The sequence below is a fragment of the Pedobacter immunditicola genome, assembly GCF_037482985.1.
Lineage (GTDB): Bacteria > Bacteroidota > Bacteroidia > Sphingobacteriales > Sphingobacteriaceae > Pedobacter > Pedobacter immunditicola.
In genome coordinates this window covers 53,373-73,588 of the sequence record NZ_JBBHKC010000008.1, presented here as the reverse complement: position 1 = coordinate 73,588, position 20,216 = coordinate 53,373, and the positions used below count along the sequence as shown (strand labels likewise).

At 39.7% G+C, this 20,216-nt stretch carries 19 protein-coding genes; 12 read left to right on the top strand and 7 right to left on the bottom strand.

What is annotated here, in order from left to right:
- Positions 1–40 precede the first annotated feature (40 nt).
- Positions 41–1,555: a glycosyltransferase family 39 protein gene (locus WG905_RS14925; protein WP_339592539.1), complete on the top strand. Its 1,515-nt coding sequence runs from the start codon at positions 41–43 to the stop codon at positions 1,553–1,555.
- A gap of 57 nt (positions 1,556–1,612) precedes the next feature.
- Here the strand turns inward: WG905_RS14925 and WG905_RS14920 are convergent, their stop codons facing one another.
- Positions 1,613–2,833 carry an ABC transporter permease gene (locus WG905_RS14920; RefSeq protein WP_339592538.1) on the bottom strand — a complete coding sequence of 407 codons (1,221 nt, stop codon included), beginning with the start codon at positions 2,831–2,833 and terminating at the stop codon, positions 1,613–1,615.
- A gap of 696 nt (positions 2,834–3,529) precedes the next feature.
- On the opposite strand from WG905_RS14920, the gene WG905_RS14915 reads away from it, so the two are divergent.
- The 4 genes from WG905_RS14915 (at position 3,530) to WG905_RS14900 (ending at position 6,870) form a co-directional block, all read left to right on the top strand.
- Positions 3,530–4,339 (top strand): DUF4393 domain-containing protein, encoded by an 810-nt coding sequence (locus WG905_RS14915; protein ID WP_339592537.1) that lies wholly within the window; start codon positions 3,530–3,532, stop codon positions 4,337–4,339.
- 361 nt (positions 4,340–4,700) lie between these two features.
- Complete coding sequence (locus tag WG905_RS14910) at positions 4,701–5,123, top strand: hypothetical protein (RefSeq protein WP_339592536.1); 423 nt, start codon at positions 4,701–4,703, stop codon at positions 5,121–5,123.
- A 1,258-nt stretch (positions 5,124–6,381) separates the two neighbouring features.
- Positions 6,382–6,486: a hypothetical protein gene (locus tag WG905_RS14905; RefSeq protein ID WP_339592535.1), complete on the top strand. Its 105-nt coding sequence runs from the start codon at positions 6,382–6,384 to the stop codon at positions 6,484–6,486.
- A gap of 168 nt (positions 6,487–6,654) precedes the next feature.
- Positions 6,655–6,870: a hypothetical protein gene (locus tag WG905_RS14900; RefSeq protein WP_339592534.1), complete on the top strand. Its 216-nt coding sequence runs from the start codon at positions 6,655–6,657 to the stop codon at positions 6,868–6,870.
- Here the strand turns inward: WG905_RS14900 and WG905_RS14895 are convergent.
- A complete protein-coding gene (locus WG905_RS14895; protein WP_339592533.1) occupies positions 6,867–7,919 on the bottom strand; it encodes a DNA topoisomerase IB in 1,053 nt (350 codons plus the stop codon). The genes WG905_RS14900 and WG905_RS14895 overlap by 4 nt on opposite strands.
- 105 nt (positions 7,920–8,024) lie before the next feature.
- Between WG905_RS14895 and fmt the strand changes: the two genes are divergently transcribed.
- Positions 8,025–8,933, top strand: a complete 909-nt coding sequence (gene fmt / locus WG905_RS14890; protein WP_339592532.1) for a methionyl-tRNA formyltransferase — start codon at positions 8,025–8,027, stop codon at positions 8,931–8,933.
- Positions 8,934–8,945: 12 nt separating this feature from the next.
- Here the strand turns inward: fmt and WG905_RS14885 are convergent, their stop codons facing one another.
- The gene (locus WG905_RS14885) at positions 8,946–9,794 is read right to left on the bottom strand and encodes an aminotransferase class IV (protein ID WP_339592531.1); all 849 of its coding nucleotides are present in this window, start codon (positions 9,792–9,794) and stop codon (positions 8,946–8,948) included.
- Between the two features lie 15 nt (positions 9,795–9,809).
- Positions 9,810–10,832: an RluA family pseudouridine synthase gene (locus tag WG905_RS14880; protein ID WP_339592530.1), complete on the bottom strand. Its 1,023-nt coding sequence runs from the start codon at positions 10,830–10,832 to the stop codon at positions 9,810–9,812.
- A 234-nt stretch (positions 10,833–11,066) separates the two neighbouring features.
- Between WG905_RS14880 and WG905_RS14875 the strand changes: the two genes are divergently transcribed.
- From WG905_RS14875 to WG905_RS14865, 3 genes are all read left to right on the top strand, one after another.
- Positions 11,067–11,951, top strand: coding sequence for a 1-aminocyclopropane-1-carboxylate deaminase/D-cysteine desulfhydrase (locus WG905_RS14875; protein ID WP_339592529.1), 885 nt, complete (start codon positions 11,067–11,069; stop codon positions 11,949–11,951).
- A gap of 402 nt (positions 11,952–12,353) precedes the next feature.
- A complete protein-coding gene (lat, locus tag WG905_RS14870) occupies positions 12,354–13,685 on the top strand; it encodes an L-lysine 6-transaminase (RefSeq protein ID WP_339592528.1) in 1,332 nt (443 codons plus the stop codon).
- 23 nt (positions 13,686–13,708) lie between these two features.
- Entirely contained in the window at positions 13,709–14,116 is a 408-nt protein-coding gene (locus WG905_RS14865; RefSeq protein ID WP_339592527.1) for a hypothetical protein, read from the top strand.
- A gap of 5 nt (positions 14,117–14,121) precedes the next feature.
- Here the strand turns inward: WG905_RS14865 and bshB1 are convergent, their stop codons facing one another.
- Genes bshB1 through WG905_RS14850 form a run of 3 tightly spaced genes read right to left on the bottom strand, consistent with a single transcriptional unit; the run spans position 14,122 to position 15,971 of the window.
- A complete protein-coding gene (bshB1, locus tag WG905_RS14860) occupies positions 14,122–14,838 on the bottom strand; it encodes a bacillithiol biosynthesis deacetylase BshB1 (RefSeq protein ID WP_339592526.1) in 717 nt (238 codons plus the stop codon).
- Between the two features lie 11 nt (positions 14,839–14,849).
- Positions 14,850–15,347: a glutathione peroxidase gene (locus tag WG905_RS14855; protein WP_339592525.1), complete on the bottom strand. Its 498-nt coding sequence runs from the start codon at positions 15,345–15,347 to the stop codon at positions 14,850–14,852.
- 6 nt (positions 15,348–15,353) lie between these two features.
- A complete protein-coding gene (locus WG905_RS14850; protein ID WP_339592524.1) occupies positions 15,354–15,971 on the bottom strand; it encodes a DUF4294 domain-containing protein in 618 nt (205 codons plus the stop codon).
- A gap of 150 nt (positions 15,972–16,121) precedes the next feature.
- Here WG905_RS14850 and WG905_RS14845 point away from each other — a divergent pair, with 150 nt between their 5' ends.
- From WG905_RS14845 to WG905_RS14835, 3 genes are all read left to right on the top strand, one after another.
- Complete coding sequence (locus tag WG905_RS14845) at positions 16,122–18,332, top strand: RelA/SpoT family protein (protein WP_339592523.1); 2,211 nt, start codon at positions 16,122–16,124, stop codon at positions 18,330–18,332.
- A 62-nt stretch (positions 18,333–18,394) separates the two neighbouring features.
- A complete protein-coding gene (locus WG905_RS14840; RefSeq protein WP_339592522.1) occupies positions 18,395–18,883 on the top strand; it encodes a Fur family transcriptional regulator in 489 nt (162 codons plus the stop codon).
- A gap of 34 nt (positions 18,884–18,917) precedes the next feature.
- Positions 18,918–20,195, top strand: coding sequence for an adenylosuccinate synthase (locus WG905_RS14835; protein ID WP_339592521.1), 1,278 nt, complete (start codon positions 18,918–18,920; stop codon positions 20,193–20,195).
- Positions 20,196–20,216: the final 21 nt, after the last annotated feature.

Below are 20,216 nucleotides of genomic sequence, written 5' to 3'. Positions count from 1 at the left end.
CCGACGCCTACTCAAATACAAACAGTTTATTACATTAAATATGTCGAAAAAGTCATTGTTTCTTTGGGCCTTCATTTTAATGAAGTTCGCCATTCAGTTATTTCTGATTCACCCCGAATACGACTTACAAAGAGATGAATACCTGCACCTGGATTTAGGCAAACACCTGGCATGGGGTTATACCTCGGTACCACCGGTCACCTCTTGGATAGCTTACCTCATTTTACTGCTCGGCAATTCTGTTTTTTGGATCAAGTTCTTCCCTGCTTTGTTTGGTGTATTAACCATGGTAAGCGTATGGAAAATTACAGAAGAGCTTAAAGGAGGCCTGTTTGCCTTGATCCTTGGTGCTACTGCAGTAACTTTTTCTGTGATGTTCCGTTTGAACATCTTATTTCAGCCAAATTCCCTTGATGTTTTGTGCTGGACTTTGCTTTATTATACCCTCATTAAATATTCAAACACCAGCAACCGAAAATGGCTGTGGGCATTGTCAGCAGTTTTTGCCATCGGCTTTCTCAATAAATACAGCATTGCTTTCCTGGCTGCCGGCTTATTTCCAGCCATACTCTTAACGGAGCATCGAAAATTGTTTATACAGAAGAACTTTTACCTTGCCATTGTTCTTGCCCTGGTGCTAATCTTACCAAACCTGATCTGGCAATACCAGCATAATTTCCCGGTAATAAAACACATGGAAGAATTAAGGATCACCCAACTGGTCAATGTAAACCGGCTGGATTTCATAAAAGATCAGTTAATGTATTTTATAGGCGGCTTATTTATCATTGCCTTTGCGCTCTTTGCCTTTGTATCCTATAAACCATTTAAAAAATACAGGTTCATCCCGCTATCTATCCTTTTCACTTTGTTACTTTTTGTTTATTTCAGGGCCAAAAGTTATTATGCGATCGGCCTATACCCCGTTTTACTTGCCTTTGGAGCCGTTTACCTGGATTACCTCTTAAGCAGTGGCTGGAAAGTTTACTTAAAGCCCGTGGCTATCGTTATTCCTTTGCTTTTATTCGTCCCGGTTTTAAAAATTGCCTTCCCAATTTATCCACCTGCTGAAATTGCCGCCCAACGGGACTTATACCAAAAATTTGGCATGTTACGCTGGGAAGATGGCAAAGATCATGAGCTGCCACAGGATTTTGCGGACATGCTGGGCTGGAAAGAACTTGCACATAAAGTTGACCTCGCTTACAGCCAGGTGAAGGATAAAAAACACACGCTCGTCATCTGTGATAATTATGGCCTTGCCGGAGCCATCAATTATTATTCAAAACACAAGGATATGGCTGCAGTTTCCTTCAATGCGGATTACAAATACTGGTTTAATTTAAAAGATGATATCACCACCGTGATCTCTGTTAAATGTGCCGCCAATGAAGATATCGAGAACAGGGGCGACAGCCTGTTATTTGAAAAGATTGTGCTTACTGGCAAAATTGAAAACCCCTTCGCCAGGGAAAGCGGCACTTGTATCTTCCTGATGACCGGTCCAAAAACCTCCATCAATGCCATCATAAAAGAAAGACTGGTATCCCAATGATTTGATCAAATCATTATTCAATAAACGTTCAACCATTCGGAGAAGGCCTATGCAGCTTTATTTAAAACGGATGGCTTTTAACGGGGAAATTTTACTGACCAACAGGGAGGGTAATATCAACACGGTTAAGCAGACAAAAAGCGTAATGATATTGAGCAACAACACATCTGCGAAATGTATTTCAATAGGCACGTAATTGAGGTAATATGACCCCTGGTCTAAATGAAAAACATGTGTATACTTTTGTAAAAAACCCAGCCCCAGGCCAAGAACATTACCCAACAGCAAGCCGATCCCAACCAAGTAGGCGGCATTGTAAAGGAAAATCTTGATAATGCTGTAGTCGCTCATCCCGAATGCCTTGAGCATGCCGATCATGTTTGTCCGTTCTAAGATCATGATCAGTAAAGCAGTGATCATATTGATGACGCCAACGATCATCATTAAGATCAGCAGCACCTTGGTATTTACATCCAATAAGGAAAGCCAGGTAAATATATTCGGGAAATAGGCCATGACAGATTCGGATTTCAGGGTAATGTCCAGGTCTTCATAAATTCCATTGGCCACCTGGTCTAATTTGGAGAAATCTTTGATGGCGATCTCTATTCCTCCTACTTCATCCGGTTTCCAGTTATTCAACCTTCGTATCATGCTGATATCCCCGATCACGAAACTTTTGTCAATTTCTTCCACGCCAACATCATAGATACCCACAATGTTCAGTTTACGCTTCCGCGGCGGGTCCTGCACAAAATGCATGATGAAATCATCCCCTACCTTGAGTTTCAAACGGCTGGCGGTATAATTAGAGATCAGAATTTCAAGTGAAGCCTTAGCACTGTCGGCGAAATTGATGGTCCGTCCGCTAAGCAGATGTTTATTGATGTAATCCCAGTTATAGGTTTTATCGATCCCTTTAAAATTAATCCCTTCAACTTCGTCATTCGCTGAAATAATAGCAGGTTTGGTTGAATATGGGTGGAAGTAGGCAATCTGAGGATTCTCCCGGAGGGTTTTTAAGGTTGCTACATCAGGTACAAACGGTGCAAGTTCAAATGAGTTATTAAGGTCCATCTTAAATACCCTGACATCCCCGACAAAGCCGCGGACCTTATCCTGAATTTCCGTTTTAAAGCCCTTGATGATGGCGATAGACAACATCATCACCGCAAGACTCAGCATCACACCAGCAATCGCGATGCGCACAATCAGTTTAGAAAACGTTCGTTCTGCTTTAACAGAGATCTTTTTAGCGATGAAATATTCTATATTCAAATCTTTTGCAATAAATTGTATCCTGGCAACAATGCTGATTTTAGGAACGGAATAAAAGATAAAGCAAACCGGCTTTAAAGGGGGCTTTAGTCCAAAATACTGTGTTTTTTATCCTTCTTATCTGCTTCTTACCATGCAAAAATGCACATTAATATGCTGATACCGTAACAAACTTTTCAAATCTTTTACTCCAAAAATATGCAAGAAGTTGAAAGATATCTTTTATTTTTCGAAACATTTAATACTGGTGGTGTTGGATGAACGGTGATATATTTCCTCAAAGCTAATCCATAATACACAAGATCAATTTTAACAAGATAGCAGGAAAATCATAAAACCGTAGAAAATCCCCAATCGGTTTTTCCAAGGCATTTATCAGCTTATTACAATACATTGAAAAATCTGGCTGAATGAATTTCATCTGATAGGATTCAGCGTGTGTATTAAGGTTAAAAACTAATCCATCCCGTTCCAACTGATATAGTTAGCTGGGTTATTTAGTCCGATTGTCAAATTAACATTTCATTTAACACGATTCTTATGCACCTCCAAACTAAAATTCATATTTTATAGCAAGGTAAAAATACTACAATGTCAGCATTGATCTCTTGTGTTGAAAACTCCTCACACATTACTGATATTAACCCAGAAAACATTATATATCTTTGCGTTATAATTAATAACCAAATATAAAATATGACATTAGAAACTGGATTAGCGGTTGCTGCTGTAACAGCAATTGGTAAAATTAAAGAAGACTCCTTACTTGGTTTAATGTATAGGGATTTAGCTCAACCAAGTGTGCAAGCTCTCGGTAAAGCATTAGGAACTGTGTTTGAATTTGGTATGACTCCACTTCAATTAATGAAGTATGGAAGTGAAGTTGCACAGATGAATTTCAAAAAACACATTGAGAATTATCAAACAAAATTGAATGCCATTCCCGAAGAAGAGCAAATACCTGTAAATCCTCAATTCGGAATACCACTGATTAATAAATTAACTTACACAACAAATGAAGAAATAGCTGACTTATTTACTAGTTTATTGACAAAGGCAAGTTCAAATCAAACGGTTAACATGGCTCATCCTGCATTTATACAAATAATTGAAAGGCTAACGGTAGATGAAGCAAGAATTATCAAATATTTCAAGCATAAAGAGTTTATTCCTTCCGCAACTTTTCGAGCATACTATTTGGAAAATGATGGATTTGTCGAAAATTTAAAAAATAGTACGCTTATAAAATATGAGAATGACTTGCTTTTTCCTGAGAATGTCGTAATGTACTTAGAGAATTTAGTCAGCTTGGGCATTTTAAACGATTCACACGGATTAACTAAAATAAATGAAGTTCTATATAAACCTATTTATGAAAAAAACCATTTTGAAATATATAAAGAAACCTTTATGAAAGGTGGGAAATTTAAAAAAGTTGAATTCAATAACAGTTATTATAATATTACGGATTTCGGCAGATCCTTCATTAACGCTTGTGCATCATAATTACTTCACAACGATGTTTACCTCATCTTTTAGGTGTATGTATGTATGTAAACATTATACTCCGTTACTATGATTACCCTGTGTACCTGATAGCTTCTGTTTGATAAACTCCCAAAAATCTAGACCAGTAATTTCACCTAAATTCTCATAGATGGATTCAATCTCTGCAGTAGCAATAGAAAAGCTGATTATTTTTAACATTGGAATTACAACCCAAAGTAAATTTAACTCAAATATGTGCGCAACAATCTCTTCGATGATTTTCCCACCTTTAAAAAATTTAAAGTATTCATCAATTTTTGCAGGTAATCATCCGCATTATTAGGAATCACTGGGCTTATAATAATCTAAAAAAAAATATATGAAAATTAAATTTAAACGCTCTGCCAAGTTAGTGGGAACCACTCAATATGAGACTGACATATTGGGTCGAATTCTTGCAAATAATCTTAAAGATGGAATACCGCAGGAGTTGTACACAAGTGATGTGTTTGATGCGGCCGAGCAAAACATAATGCTTGACAAAGATGTGTTAAATCCATTAATTATTGATGAATTTGAAGATGTAACAATTGATACTTCACCAATAAACACCAATGGGGCTCTTGTATTTGCTCCACACGAGAAACATTACCTGTATACATTTAACTACAAACCAGTTTCCCTGGCTTATGAATGTTTATTTATATATCCAGATGATGTGTACATCCTCCTTGAACCTGAGACGAATAGAATTATTGACTATAGGAAACCAAAAGATGCTGAAGTCTTTCTGGTTAAATAACTCATTAAAGAATACTTATGTTGGCAATGCCAACATAAGTATCTGATACTATCTATCCACAAAAGCAATCTATTACTTTATCAATCGCCAATGTTAAAATGTCAGGAACGATAATGCCTATATGAAAACAGTGCATTTTATGTAATTTTGGAATAATTAATTAGGTAATTGTGAGATTTATAGTTTCCACCCTCGGACTGTGTAAACACTTGGATCAATTTGACTTAATATGTAACAACCGATAATTATAAATGTATCAATCTGATGGAAATTATTAAAAATTTGGTTTATTTATTTAAGATTGGGATCACTATTCCAATTGGGATGTGGATTCCCAGAGAATATCTAACTCTTTATATAATATGTGGTTTGGGGTTTGGGATATCTCACTTGGTCTTTCTTTACGTTATGAGAAACAATCCCACTGAACTCACAGAAGATTTCATTGATGAAAATGGTAATCATAAAAAAATTCATAAGAAATTTAGATAATTCTGTGGTTCTGGTGTTCTTAAATAAGGACTCCCTCACCAATGATGATGAAGGGAAACATAAACCTGATGAGTAGTCAGATTATAACATTTATATCAATGGCTTCAGGTTCATATTATCCTGCATCTGCAATTTCACTATCAATTTTTGGATCTCGTGTTGATAGGTCAGGTCAACACAAACATAATCATAGGCTGAATAAATAAGCTGGCACACCCATTCTTTATTTACGTTTAATAATTCTGCAATTATTTCTCCTTCAATATTGTGATGCATCCTTGCAAGGAATGCTATTTTCGTCCCTGATGCTGCTATCTTTCTTCTCCTGGTTCTGCTGAATAATTGAGTTTTGTTAATTTGGTATTCACGTCCAATGAAGTCAGTAATTAACTCTAATCCCTCAAGCTGTAGATCAGTGATGTATACTTTTAAAGTTTTTTAAATATTTAGTTCTTTCACTTTATTTATTCACTATTCTATTCTATTATTCCATTTGAGATATTCTGTAACACTTTAATAAGGTCGTGATCGGAACGATAAACAGTCGGTGAATAAATGGAGTAATAATTTAGTTGGTGATGATGAATTCATATTATCCTCGATAATAAGCGGCACCAGAAAGGCGTAAGAATGCAGCCCCTCATGATTTAAAGATTCATCCTTACTTTCATCCAATTACTAGTTTCTATAACCAATTACAACCATCATATGCCTTATCATTTACCGATAAAACCGTCTCCCAATCAATACCGACCAATCTATTTTTTTGTACCCTACCTTATGCCTGTTCGAGGGCACATACATAAGCCAGAGTCGTGGCACACAATTCCCGTTTGCGGTTTTGGGAGCCCCTGTCTTAAAAGATGACTGAAAGGCCATTGCATCAGGACAAGACCTGTTAAGGGTTGGATTTAAGGAATAAAGCAACAGATCATTGCGGGATTCCGAACAAGAAATAAGGCCAGTTGGGAACCGGGGCTCTCACAGTATAAAAAAAACATGCGAGCGAAATATTTGTTGTATCCTTAAACATCCGACAATGAATACAGAACCTAAAAAGAAAAACGAGAAACCCAGCAGCAACTTCGAGGAAGAAATTCCAAAGGGTAAAGTTCCCGCCGGGGACAAAGCAGTGAAAAAGCCGGAAGATAAAGAATACAGAAAGGAAGAGGCGGATTTTGATGATATGGTTCGCAGGAAAGAAACCGATGAACAACCGGTCAACCCTATAAAGACCCCACCTGCAGCCGATTAACTGACCAGATCCTTCTGCGCCTGTTTCAAAAACTTCATCAGCACTTTTTCGTCATTTTCCATGGCGTATTGTGTATGTGGCTTTTCGGTGTCTACTTGCTTGAGGTATTTTGAAAGCCGATCGTTTTCAAAAGCCTCAAGCAACAAAGGATATACATACGAGCTTTTGCATACCGCACGGGTATTCCCTAATTTACTGGCTACACAATCCAGCACTTCCACGATCACTTTCTTTTTAGGACGCTCCTCTTCCTGCGTGGTGATACATTTAGCCAGCTGTCGCAGGGCTTCCAAAGTTCCACCCCAGGTCCTGAAGTCTTTCGCAGTGAAATCGCTGCCGGTAATCTCCCTGATGTAATCATTAATTTTTCCAGAGTCAACCGACCGGCGTTCCTGTCCTTGTTTATAATATTGGAATAATTCCTGTCCGGGTATTTCCTTGCATTTTTTTACCAGTCGGGCCAGGGTTTTGTCATTAAGGGTTACCTCTTGCTTCACGCCTTTTTTACCCACAAAATCCAGCTTTAACGTGTTCCCATTAATTTTCGCATGTTTATCGCGGAGGGTGCTGAGTCCGAAACTACCGTAATTCTGTTTATAAAATTCATTGCCTACGCGGATCAGGGTTTTTAGCATGACCTGTACACAAATGGCTAAGACCTTCTGTTCGTCAAATTCCTTACGTTTCAAATCCTTAGCAATTCTTTTTCTCACCTTGGGCAATACTGATCCAAATTCCAGCAGCCTGAAGTATTTACGCTCCGAACGTCTGGAAGTCCATTCGTGGTGATACCGATACTGTTTCCTGCCGGCGGCATCCACACCGGTAGCTTGCAAATAAGCATTTTTCTTTGGCGCAATCCACACCTGTGTCCAGGCAGGAGGCAATACCAGCGCCTTTATTCTTTCGAGCTGTGCCTCATCGGTAATGCGCTTTCCTTCCTTGTCTACATAAAAAAATGCACCAGGTTTACCTTTTCTATAAATGCCGGGTGCCGTATCTGTGATGTATACTAAACCACTTAATTTAATCTCTTCAGAAGTCTCCATGTTATAAAATGCAATTTAATGTAAAGGCTTGCTTTGGCCCTTTAAATAATAACTAATCGGTTATCCGTTATATTTTTAGTTATTTTGCTAATTAAACACAGGATCATGAGAATAGTTTTTATGGGGACACCCGATTTCGCCGTTGCTTCTTTAGCTGCTTTAGTTGATGCAGGTTTTGAAATAGCAGCTGTGGTTACGGCGGCCGACAAACCAGCCGGCCGCGGACAAAAGGTGAGCGAGAGTGCCGTTAAAAAGTATGCAGTAGAAAAAGGTTTGAAAGTTCTGCAGCCTGTAAAGCTTAAAGATCCTGAATTTATTGCAACGTTGCAATCCCTAAAGGCTGATTTGCAGGTTGTCGTTGCTTTCCGCATGCTGCCTGAAATGGTCTGGAATATGCCTCCTAAGGGAACCATCAACCTGCATGCATCGTTATTACCACAATACCGTGGTGCCGCCCCAATCAACCATGCCATCATCAACGGCGAAACGGAGAGTGGCGTAACCACCTTCTTTCTGAAGCATGAGATTGATACTGGTGACATCATCGAAGCAAGAAAAGTAGCAATCAGGGAAACCGATACTGCTGGCGACCTGCATGATCAACTGATGGTTACCGGTGCACAATTGCTGGTAGAAACAGTGCAAGCCATTGAAAAAGGGGATTACCAGGAACAGGCGCAGTCTGAAGCCGAAAATTTGAAGCATGCGCCAAAGATTTTCAAGGACTTCTGTAAAATTGACTGGAACCAGCCCCTTTTAAACATTTACAATTTAGTAAGGGGGTTAAGTCCTTACCCCACAGCTTTCACCCACCTTAACGACAAAACGCTCAAAATCTTTAAAGCTGAAATGGAAATTACGGAACCAGGAATTACGCCGGGAGGTTTTCTTACCGATGGAAAAACCTTTCTTAAATTCGCCGGTAAAGATGGCTTTCTAAAACTCACCGATCTGCAATATGAAGGAAAGAAAAGAATGACCGTAGAAGAGTTTCTGAGAGGTATGCGGCTTTAATATCGGGCTGATTTAACGGGCCGAAATTGCGTTCAATAAGGTACTCAGGTTTTTTGCGTTTTCATTGAAATAGCGTTTGCGGCCATAGCCCATTACCCAGCGGATACCGCCAACTGCATTGGTTACGAAAACTTCATCGGCCTGCCGCAATACTTCCGGATTTAGCTGTGCCTCTATAACGGGGATATCATTGGCCGCTGCCAACTGTATCACGACCTTCCGCATGACGCCACTGATGCAACCCTCAGACAGTGCAGGTGTATAGATCTGTTTGTCGTAAACAACGAAGATATTAGAACTGATGCTCTCACAAATAAAACCATGCTGGTTTAACAGAATAGCTTCGTCCAGCTGGTGTTGCTTTTTATACAAACCCGCCATCACATAAATCAACGAGCTACAGGTTTTTATGTTCGATAGCACGTTTACAGGTTTGGTGATATCATTATAGACATCCACAATCAGCCCTTTTTTATTGAGTTCATACTGACTGCCGGTTAATGGCGTAGCCTCCAACAGGTAACCATATTTATTACTGTTGGGCATATATAAACCCTCCCCTTCCCTGTATACAGTCAGTCGGAACTTTACATTGTCTTTTATCTTATTTTTCTTGCATAGTTCGGCGGTCTTCTGTTTCAGGAAATACTCATCCATTAAAGCACTGCCTTCAATTTTCAATGCTTTCATTCCTTCCCGGAGCCTGTCCACATGCAAGTCAGGGAAATTAAGTTTCCCGTTGCTCATGCGGATGGTTTCAAACAGTCCGTCACCATAACGGAAACTGCGGTTGCCGGCTTTAAGTACAGGTTGATTTAGGCTAAAAAACTCGTCGTTATGTAAAATATATTCTTGCTGCATTTATTTTTATGAGGGCTATAGGATGTAGTTCCGCCATTTTTGAAGTACGGCATCAAAATCGGCTGGCAAAGATGCTTCAAATTCCATATATTCTTTAGTACTTGGGTGTATAAATCCTAAAGTTTGTGCATGCAAAGCCTGGCGCGGCATAAGTTCAAAGCAATTATTCACAAACTGCTTGTATTTATTAAAGGTGGTGCCTTTTAAGATCTTGTCGCCGCCGTAATTGCTGTCATTAAATAATGGATGTCCGATATGCTGCATATGTGCTCTGATTTGATGTGTCCGGCCGGTTTCCAGCTGACAACTCACTAAGGTTACATATCCTAAACGTTCCAATACCTTAAAATGTGTTACAGACCACTTACCTTTTTCTTCCTCGTCATAAATATCCATGACGATCCTGTTTTTAACACTCCTGCCAATAAAGCCACTTACGGTACCATCTTCCTCGATATCGCCCCATACCAACGCAAGGTATTTACGGGTAATGGTATGGTCATAAAATTGCTTGGCAAGCTTGGTCATGGTCATTTCGTTTTTACTGATCAGCAGCAAACCCGAAGTATCCTTATCAATACGGTGCACCAAACCCGGACGTCCTTCATTTCCCGGGAGTTCTGGTAGTTGTTCGAAATGGAAAGCAAGCGCATTGACCAAAGTTCCGGTATAATTATTATAACCCGGATGCACGACCATCCCCGCTACTTTATTCACAACCAGCAGGTCTTTATCTTCATAAACGATATCAATGGGCAGGTCCTCCGGATAAACTTCAGTATCTCTCGGGGGATGTGGAAAAACAATAGAAATTTCATCTGCAGGTTTAACCTTATAGCTTGCTTTAATCGTTTTCTGGTTAACCAGCACATTTCCGGCGTCGATTGCATTCTGAATACGGTTCCGGGATGCATTCTCAATCCGGTGCATTAAAAACTTATCAACCCTTAATAACGATTGACCTTTATCAACAACAATATTGAAATGCTCGTATAAATCCTGATCCTCTACTTCCAGTCCTGCATTGGTATTTTCCATTGTGCAAAACTAATCTTTAACAATTACATATTTAAAAAGAAATTGGCTTACAATTTGATTAATCGAAAATAAGTCTCTCGATCAAATTACTTTTTCATAATTCAAAAAACATCAACCTATGAAACTATTTGCTCAAAAAGTCAAAATAATTCTAAATTTTTTCCCATACCTGGTTAAAAAGATATATTTCAAATCCTGACTACAGGTAAAGAAATGGATTCTATATTTGCATAAATGTTTGCAACCATTAACAGTCCGCTACAACAATTAAGGTTTCCAGAATTAAGCAACCTGTGGGTTAAAAGAGATGATCTTATTGATCCTTATATATCAGGGAATAAATGGAGGAAGCTTAAATACGTGTTAGAAAAGGCTGCCAGAATAGATAAATTACACCTGGTCACTTTTGGAGGTGCCTACTCTAACCACTTGCTGGCTACAGCCGCTGCAGCTGCACGTGCTGGCCTTCGTGCAAGTGCCTTTGTAAGAGGTGAGCCCGTTAACAATGAGATGTTGCTCCTTTGCCGCCTCTATGGCATGAAGTTGATTTTTACCACCCGTGAGGAATATAAAAACAAACCTGCTTTGTTTAAGGAATTCTTTAATAACGATCCCTCCGCTTACTTTATTGATGAGGGTGGCGCATCCCCTGAAGCTGTTAAAGGCTGTGCCGAGATTATTGATGAATTGCCGGGCGACATTGATCACTTATTTTGTGCCGCCGGCACGGGTACCACGGCTGCAGGTTTACTCAGGGGAATAAAAAAGAGGAACTTAAAAACACAGCTCCATGTCATTCCCGTATTAAAGGGTGGTGACTTCATCGCAAATGCAATCTACAATTACACCAGCGATGTGGAGCAATTGCATTTGCATACAGAATACCATTTCGGAGGTTATGCAAAAACCAATACGGAACTATTACAATTTATGGCCAGCTTTATCGCAAGAGAAGGTATACTGATTGATCCGGTTTATACGGCAAAAATGTTTTATGCCATTTTTGACCTGGCAAAGAACAATTACTTCAGGAAAGACGAGAAAATCGTTGCTTTGCATACAGGCGGCTTGTTAGGTATTTTAGGAAAAAAGGATAGACTGGAAGAGTTGTTTAGCTGAGCGTTCGCCATGCATCAGCTGCTAATAACTTCACCGTATTTGCGTTTAAGATTCCATTGTTATCTATAATTACATTTTCAGCTGCTTCGAACCATTCTATGGGAATATCATCTATAGGCTTTTGTGAAACAAGTCGCTAATTCAAGATACCCAATTTGCAGTACCTTCATCCTTAAGTAAATCAACAAATCTCATTATTATTAACAAGATCTACTCAATACTATCAAAAAACACCCAATCGTAACAAATCGGATTTATTTTTAGCCTGTAAAAACCACTAAAATGGCAAAATCCAACTTTAAACCGTTTAAACACAGTTTTAGAATTTTCACAGAAAAAGCGCCTCCGTTTGATTAATTGGCTGATTTTGTTACATTTGAGAATCAACCAAAATAAGATTCTATGTATCAATTGACCATACCACCATTAGAAGTAAGCGAGGTTTTAGGTAAACATATTCTAGCAGATGGCTACGATCTGGTTTATGACATCGAGAAGAGCGAGGGTGCTTATATTTATGACTCCAAGCATGAACGGAAGCTATTAGATTTTTTCACTTGCTTCGCCTCGGTTCCTTTGGGATATAACCACCCCAAAATGATCAATGATGAGTCTTTTAAACAAAACTTATTGGCAGCGGCCTTGGCAAATCCTTCCAATTCCGATGTTTACACACAACAATACGCACAATTTGTGGATACCTTTTCCAAAGTCGGCATTCCACATTACCTTCCCCATGCATTTTTTATTGCTGGCGGCGGATTAGCTATAGAAAATGCACTCAAGGTCGCCATGGACTGGAAAGTACAAAAGAACTTCGCCAAAGGCTACCAGGAAGAAAAAGGATTTAAGGTATTACACTTTGAAAGAGCGTTTCATGGCAGAACCGGCTATACCTTAAGTTTGACCAACACACTGCCTGATAAAACCAAATGGTTTGCCAAATTCGACTGGCCAAGGGTGACTGTTCCTACAGTAAGGTTCCCTTTAAATGCAGAAAACTTATCACTTGCCGAAGAAACCGAAGCAGTTTCTATAGCCCAGGTCAAACAGGCATTCGCGGATCATACCGATGATATTTGTGCCATCATTATTGAACCGATTCAGTCTGAAGGTGGCGACAATCATTTAAGGGATGAATTTTTAATTCAACTGAAAGCGCTTGCTGACGAGCATGATGCTTTTCTAATTTATGATGAAGTGCAGACCGGAGTGGGCTTAACAGGTAAGTTCTGGTGTCATGAGCATTTCAGTGAAAAGGCACGTCCTGATATTGTAGCCTTTGGTAAAAAGATGCAGGTATGTGGTATTCTGGTTGGCCATAAAGTAGACGAGGTAGAAAACAATGTGTTCCATGTCCCTTCCAGAATCAACTCTACATGGGGTGGCAACCTGGTTGATATGGTACGTGCTACGCAGATTTTACATATTATTCAGGAAGACAATCTTTGTGAGAACGCGGCTTTAGTGGGCCAATACTTAAAAGACAGCCTGGAATTACTTGCTGCAAAGCATGATATCATGAGCAACGTTCGTGGTAAGGGGCTGTTAGTTGCATTTGACTTCCCGACTAAAGATATGCGCGATGCTTTCATCACCAAAGGGATGGAACACAATGTGATGTTCCTGGGATGCGGCAATAAGACTATTCGCTTCAGACCAGCGTTATGTATAGAGAAAAAACATATCGATGAGGGAATGGCGGTCATGGAGACAATTCTGCCTACCTTGTAAAAAAAATAAGAATAGATAAACTAATGTTTAAAAACAAAACCAATTTATATTTAGGAATCGGGGTGTTATTTTTAATCGCCTGGATGTTAAAAGGAACTTTTTTCCAACCTGGCATTGATGATTTAAAGGGAGAGTTTAAAGAAGTTACCCATTACAGAAATGAAAACAACACCGGTCCGGTTCAATATGTTTTTATTGTAACGATTAAAGATGCGGCTTCAGCCGAACTGGAAAACTACGGCAACTTTAAGCCACACCATAAAGGTGGCAATACCAAGGTTTACTTCTTTTTAGAGGGAACACCCGCGCCAGATAAGGCCTATGCGGGAAAGGTTAATTTTGATCCATCATTTAACAAATCCTGTATTGCCCTTTACGAAAAAAGCGCAATGGGCAATACAAGTGTCGTAAGAAATCCTTTTCAGTTATAAAAGCACTAACGAAGTTGAAACAAGTCGTCGACTCCCAGGAGTTTACGACTTGTAAAACCTTCACCATAGGTAGCCCCTATAGACTTTCCGAATTCCCGGGCTCTGCCAATCACACTTTCGAAAAATTCAGGTGAAGAAATATAAGTCTGCTGTCCTTCCACATCGGGATTGTAGAACTGTGTTCTAAATGCTTTGATTGCTTTAATTTTGCCATCAATATAAGGAGTGATATCAATAATGATGTCAGGCTCTATATAACGGTCCTGAATGTACTGCAATAAAAGTCTTGGGCGATGGGCCTTTTGTGCTACATCATCCAATACAGTGGCAACCTTTGCCAGACCAGCTAAAAAGCAGGCATCATTAACGAGGTCACCAGCACGGCCATGATCGGGATGTCGGTCGTGCAAGGCATTGCTAAGCACAATCTCCGGTTGGTACTTCCGGATCATTTTAACAACTTCCAGCTGGTGAGCTTCATCGTTACTAAAGAAGCCATCCCTGAATTTTAGGTTTTCGCGCACCTGCAAGCCTAAAATCTTTGCGGACTCGGCCGCTTCCTCATCCCGGATAGCAGCAGTACCACGTGTACCTAACTCTCCACGCGTAAAATCCACTACCCCAACTTTTTTTCCAGCGGCAATATGCCTCAATATCGTTCCTGAACATCCCAATTCTGCATCATCAGGATGTACGGCAAACACTAACAGGTCTAATTTCATTCAATAATTTTTTATAGTAAGCGCTGGATCTTCTTTTTCACTTTAGAAGACATAGGCTTGGTAAACGGAAAGAAATAGTCAACTACCTCTCCCTCTTTATTAACCAGGTATTTATGAAAATTCCACCTTGGTGTAGATTTAATCTTACCATTAAGCTTTATATCGGCCAGAAACTTATAAATAGGATGTGCAAGGTCGCCCCTCACCATGATTTTCTCTGAAACGGGAAACTCAACTCCAAAGTTGGCCTTGCAAAATTCGCCGATGGCAAGGCCATCCAGCGGCTCTTGTCGCCCGAAGTCATTGGAAGGAAAGCCAATGACTTCAAAACCCTGGCCCTGAAATTCCGCACGTAACTCCTGCAACTCCTTTAATTGCGGTGTAAAACCACAGCCGGAAGCAATATTTACAATAAGTAATACTTGATGCTGATAGTCAGCCATGTTCTTTTCAGAACCATCAAGAAGGTTGAACTTGAACTGGTGGACGCTTTTCGAATGATCTGTCATTATTGTTTATTGGTAATACCCTGATGAAATGATGATGGATTCTATATCCCGCTCTTCCATGGGGTTATAGGTACTTTTCAGATTATGGCCCACCACTTTCGCCACAGATTGATACACGAAGGCTTTTAAGCCTCCTTTACTTTCTTTTATGATATCGAAAGTGGTTTTACCCAGTTCCCTGTCTACCAATTTAGTTAAGATCTTGCCTTGGGTAATGGTCAGGTCTTTAATTTCATTTTTAAACATCTGCTTAATCTCAGCATCACATGCTTTAACAAGCCGCTTTTGTTCACGCTTATTATCTGTCAGGGCCAAATCGCGCTCCAGTTGCTCATAACGCCTTTTCGCATAAAGTGCATAGGGCATTACTTTCAGTACATTGTAGCGCAAGCGATTAAAGGCAGCCCTTTCTGCTGGCGATTTAAATATCCGTGCACCATAAATTACCACCTCGTTAAGGGGTATCCAGGGGATAATTTCGCCATCTACATTAGTCGAAGCCACCATAATCGTGTCATTCTTACCCAGCATCGGCATTTTATAAGGTAAAGGCTTTTCCTGAGCTGTAACTGGAGCTCCTGTAATAATGACAATTAGCAGAACAACTAGCTTATAAAATTTCATAAATTTATACCACTGCAAAGTTAAAGCAATTTTATATATTAGGTTCAATCCAAAGTCCTATTTTTGTAATCAGCATATCATTTAGGAAACTCTCAAACTAATATAGTGCTTTAACGGAAAGCAGGTTATAATATTTCGAAAATAATACAAATGAAGAACACATTGGTTATAGACCTTGAAACAGAGAAGCAAGAAATATTGAAAAGATACCGTGCGCTTTTAAGGGCATGTAAGCCAACGATGCAGCGGGGTGATAAAAAAGAAATCAGAAAAGCTTTCGATATGGCCTTGGAAAGCCATAAAAACATGCGCAGAAAATCTGGAGAACCTTATATCTACCATCCGATTGCTGTAGCACAAATTGCTGCAGAAGAAATCGGACTGGGTACGACCTCTATTGTATGTGCTTTATTGCATGACGTAGTTGAAGATACTGAAATTACTTTAGACGATATTGAAAGAGAATTTGGAAAAAAAACCGCCAAAATCATCGATGGCTTAACTAAGATATCCGGGGTTTTTGATTATAACAGTTCCCTGCAAGCAGAAAACTTCAGGAAAATGCTGCTCACCCTGGCAGATGATGTACGGGTGATCTTAATTAAACTGGCAGACCGGCTGCACAATATGCGGACGATGGATTTTATGCCAAGACAGAAGCAATTGAAAATCGCTTCCGAAACCATTTATCTTTATGCACCACTGGCCCACCGTTTAGGTTTATATGTTATAAAATCTGAACTGGAAGACCTTTCCATGAAGTACCTGGAGCCTGACACTTACAAATATATTGCTACCCAGCTGAATGAAAAAAAGGCCGAGCGAAACTTGTTTATCAAACGTTTCGTTGAGCCTGTTACAGAAAGTTTAAACGAGCAAGGCCTTAAAGCCGAAATTTTCGGTCGTCCGAAATCCATTCATTCCATCTGGAACAAAATGAAAAAGAAAAATATACCTTTTGAAGAGGTATATGATCTTTTCGCCATCAGAATTGTGCTCGACAGTGCCCCGGATCAGGAAAAAGCAGATTGCTGGAAGGCTTATTCCATTGTGACCGATTTATACAGGCCCAACCCCGACCGCCTGCGCGACTGGGTTTCATCGCCTAAAGGCAATGGTTATGAATCTTTACATACAACCGTAATGGGCCCCAAAGGGCAATGGGTAGAAGTGCAGATCCGTACACAGCGCATGAATGAAATCGCTGAAAAAGGTTTTGCTGCCCACTGGAAATATAAAGAATCCAGCAACGACAACGGTCTTGATCAATGGATCATGAAAGTAAGGGAAATGCTCAGCAACCCTGAAGCCAATGCTTTAGATTTTCTTGATGATTTCAAGATGAATCTATTCTCGGATGAGATCTTTATTTTCACGCCAAAAGGCGCATTACTGCAATTGCCACTTGGTGCAACTGCACTTGATTTCGCGTTTGAGATTCATACAGATGTAGGTGCGAAGTGTATCGGGGCCAAGGTCAACCATAAATTGGTGCCCTTATCTCATAAGCTACAAAATGGCGACCAGGTAGAGATCATTACTTCCAGCAAGCAGGTGCCGAAAGAAGACTGGCTGAATATTGTGGTTACGGCCAAAGCGAAATCCAAGATCAAATCTTCCCTGAAAGAAGAGAAAAGAAAAATTGCCGAACACGGTAAGGAAATCCTGGAGCGCAAGTTAAAATCACTGAAAATAACTTACAACACAGATAACCTTAATAAGCTCAGCTATTACTTTAAATTACCTTCTACACAGGAACTTTTTATTGGTATTGCCCAAGGGAAAATTGAATTAAAAGACCTTAAGGAATACCTTGCTGCAGAAAAGGAAATAGAAAACAGGGGAATGTCCGAACGCAATGACCATCAGAAAATTGATGCCTTGTTAACTCGCATCAAAGGCCCTGAATCTGATATTCTGCTTATCGGCGAAGACCTGCAAAAGATAGATTATACCCTTGCCGCCTGCTGTAACCCGATCCCCGGAGATGATGTTTTCGGCTTCGTCACCGTCAGTGAAGGCATTAAAATTCACCGTACCAATTGTCCGAATGCCGCACAGCTGATGGCAAATTATGGTTACCGCATTGTAAAAGCAAAATGGAACAGCCAGAAGGAGCTTACTTTCCTTACCGGTTTACACATCATCGGTATTGACGATGTAGGATTAATTAATAACATCACCAAGGTAATTTCTAATGACTTTAAGGTAAACATGCGTTCCATCACTGTTGACACAGATAATGGTATCTTTGACGGTTCCATCATGATCTATGTCAATGATAAAGAGCATTTAGATAAACTGATAGAAAATATATTGGAAGTCAGAGGTGTAACGGGGGTTACCCGGTTTGACGCCTAATTTTAGGAAAATACCCCCGGGTTAATTTAAATTTTGGTACCTTTGAAAGGAGTTTGAAAACTATGTCTACAAATCACAACAGCGAGCTGGTCAGGAAAATATTTGAAGCCTACCTGGAAAACAAAGCACTCAGAAAAACACCTGAGCGTTTTGCTATACTGGAAGAAATCTATTCAAGAGATGACCACTTTGATGTGGAAACCCTCTATATCCATATGAAAAACCAGAAATACAGGGTAAGCAGGGCTACAGTATACAATACACTGGAATTATTGGTGTCATGTGATCTGGTAACCAAACACCAGTTTGGCAAAAATATGGCCCAGTTTGAGAAATCTTATGGCTATCATCAGCATGATCATATCATTTGTATCGACTGCGGTAAAGTGGTGGAATTCTGCGATCCACGTATCCACCAGATTCAGAGTATGGTTGGCGAATTACTGAAATTCGACATCAAACACCATTCCCTTAATCTTTATGGTGTGTGCTTTGACTGTAAAGCAAAGAGCACCATGAATCAAAATGCAGAAATACAACATGCAAATTAAAACATTCAATTATATCTTTTCTTAATTTAACATAATGACGCAAGTAGACGTGCTGCTCGGCCTGCAATGGGGCGACGAGGGCAAGGGTAAAATTGTTGACGTATTAAGTCCGCAATATGATTTGATCGCTCGTTTCCAGGGCGGACCAAATGCAGGTCATACTTTAGAATTTGACGGCAAAAAATTTGTTCTGAATACCATTCCATCTGGTATTTTCAACGAAAAAACTATGAATCTAATCGGAAATGGGGTTGTAATCGATCCAATCATTTTAAAAAGAGAATTAGATAACCTTAAAGCTGCCGGACAGGATCCAATTGCCAAAGGCAAATTGGTAATTGCCCGTAAAGCACACCTGATTTTACCAACACACCAGTTACTCGATGCTGCCAACGAGCAGAAAATGGGTAAAGATAAAATTGGCTCCACTTTAAAAGGGATCGGTCCAACTTACATGGATAAAACCGGCAGAAATGGTTTACGCGTAGGCGATACTACTTTGCCAGATTTTAAAGAGCGCTACAACAAACTGGTTGAAAAACACAAAGAAATTCTTTCGCATTACGAGTTTGAATACGATCTTACCGAAAAGGAAGCCGCTTTCTTTGAAGCCATTGAGTATATTAAAACTATACCTCATGTAGACAGTGAGCATTTTGTAAACAATTATTTGAAAGAAGGTAAAACCGTTTTGGCTGAAGGTGCCCAGGGAACATTATTAGATGTTGACTTTGGTTCTTATCCTTTTGTGACCTCTTCAAATACCACTACTGCCGGTGCTTGCACAGGCTTAGGTATTGCGCCTAATAAAATTGGCAATGTTTATGGTATTTTTAAAGCATATTGTACCCGTGTGGGCAGTGGCCCTTTTCCAACAGAACTGGACAATGAAGTAGGCGAAACCCTGCGTCAGGTTGGCCATGAATTTGGTGCGACTACCGGAAGGGCACGCCGTTGCGGATGGATCGATATTCCAGCTTTAAAATACGCGATCATGCTGAATGGTGTTACCGAGTTGATCATGATGAAAGCCGATGTATTGGATGATTTTGATGTCATCTATGCTTGTACGCATTATGAATACGATGGTGAAACTATTGATTACATGCCTTATGACATCATTTCTGTAAAGCCAACACCTGTTTTAAAAGCCATTGAAGGCTGGAAAACTGATGTGACCCAGATCAATGAACTAGCGGATATACCGGCAAATTTAAGTGCTTATATCGCTTTTCTGGAGAAGGAACTGGAAGTTCCGGTAAAATACCTTTCTGTAGGTCCTGACCGCGTTCAAACCTTAGAGCTGATCTAGAACATTTTAAATAATTAAACC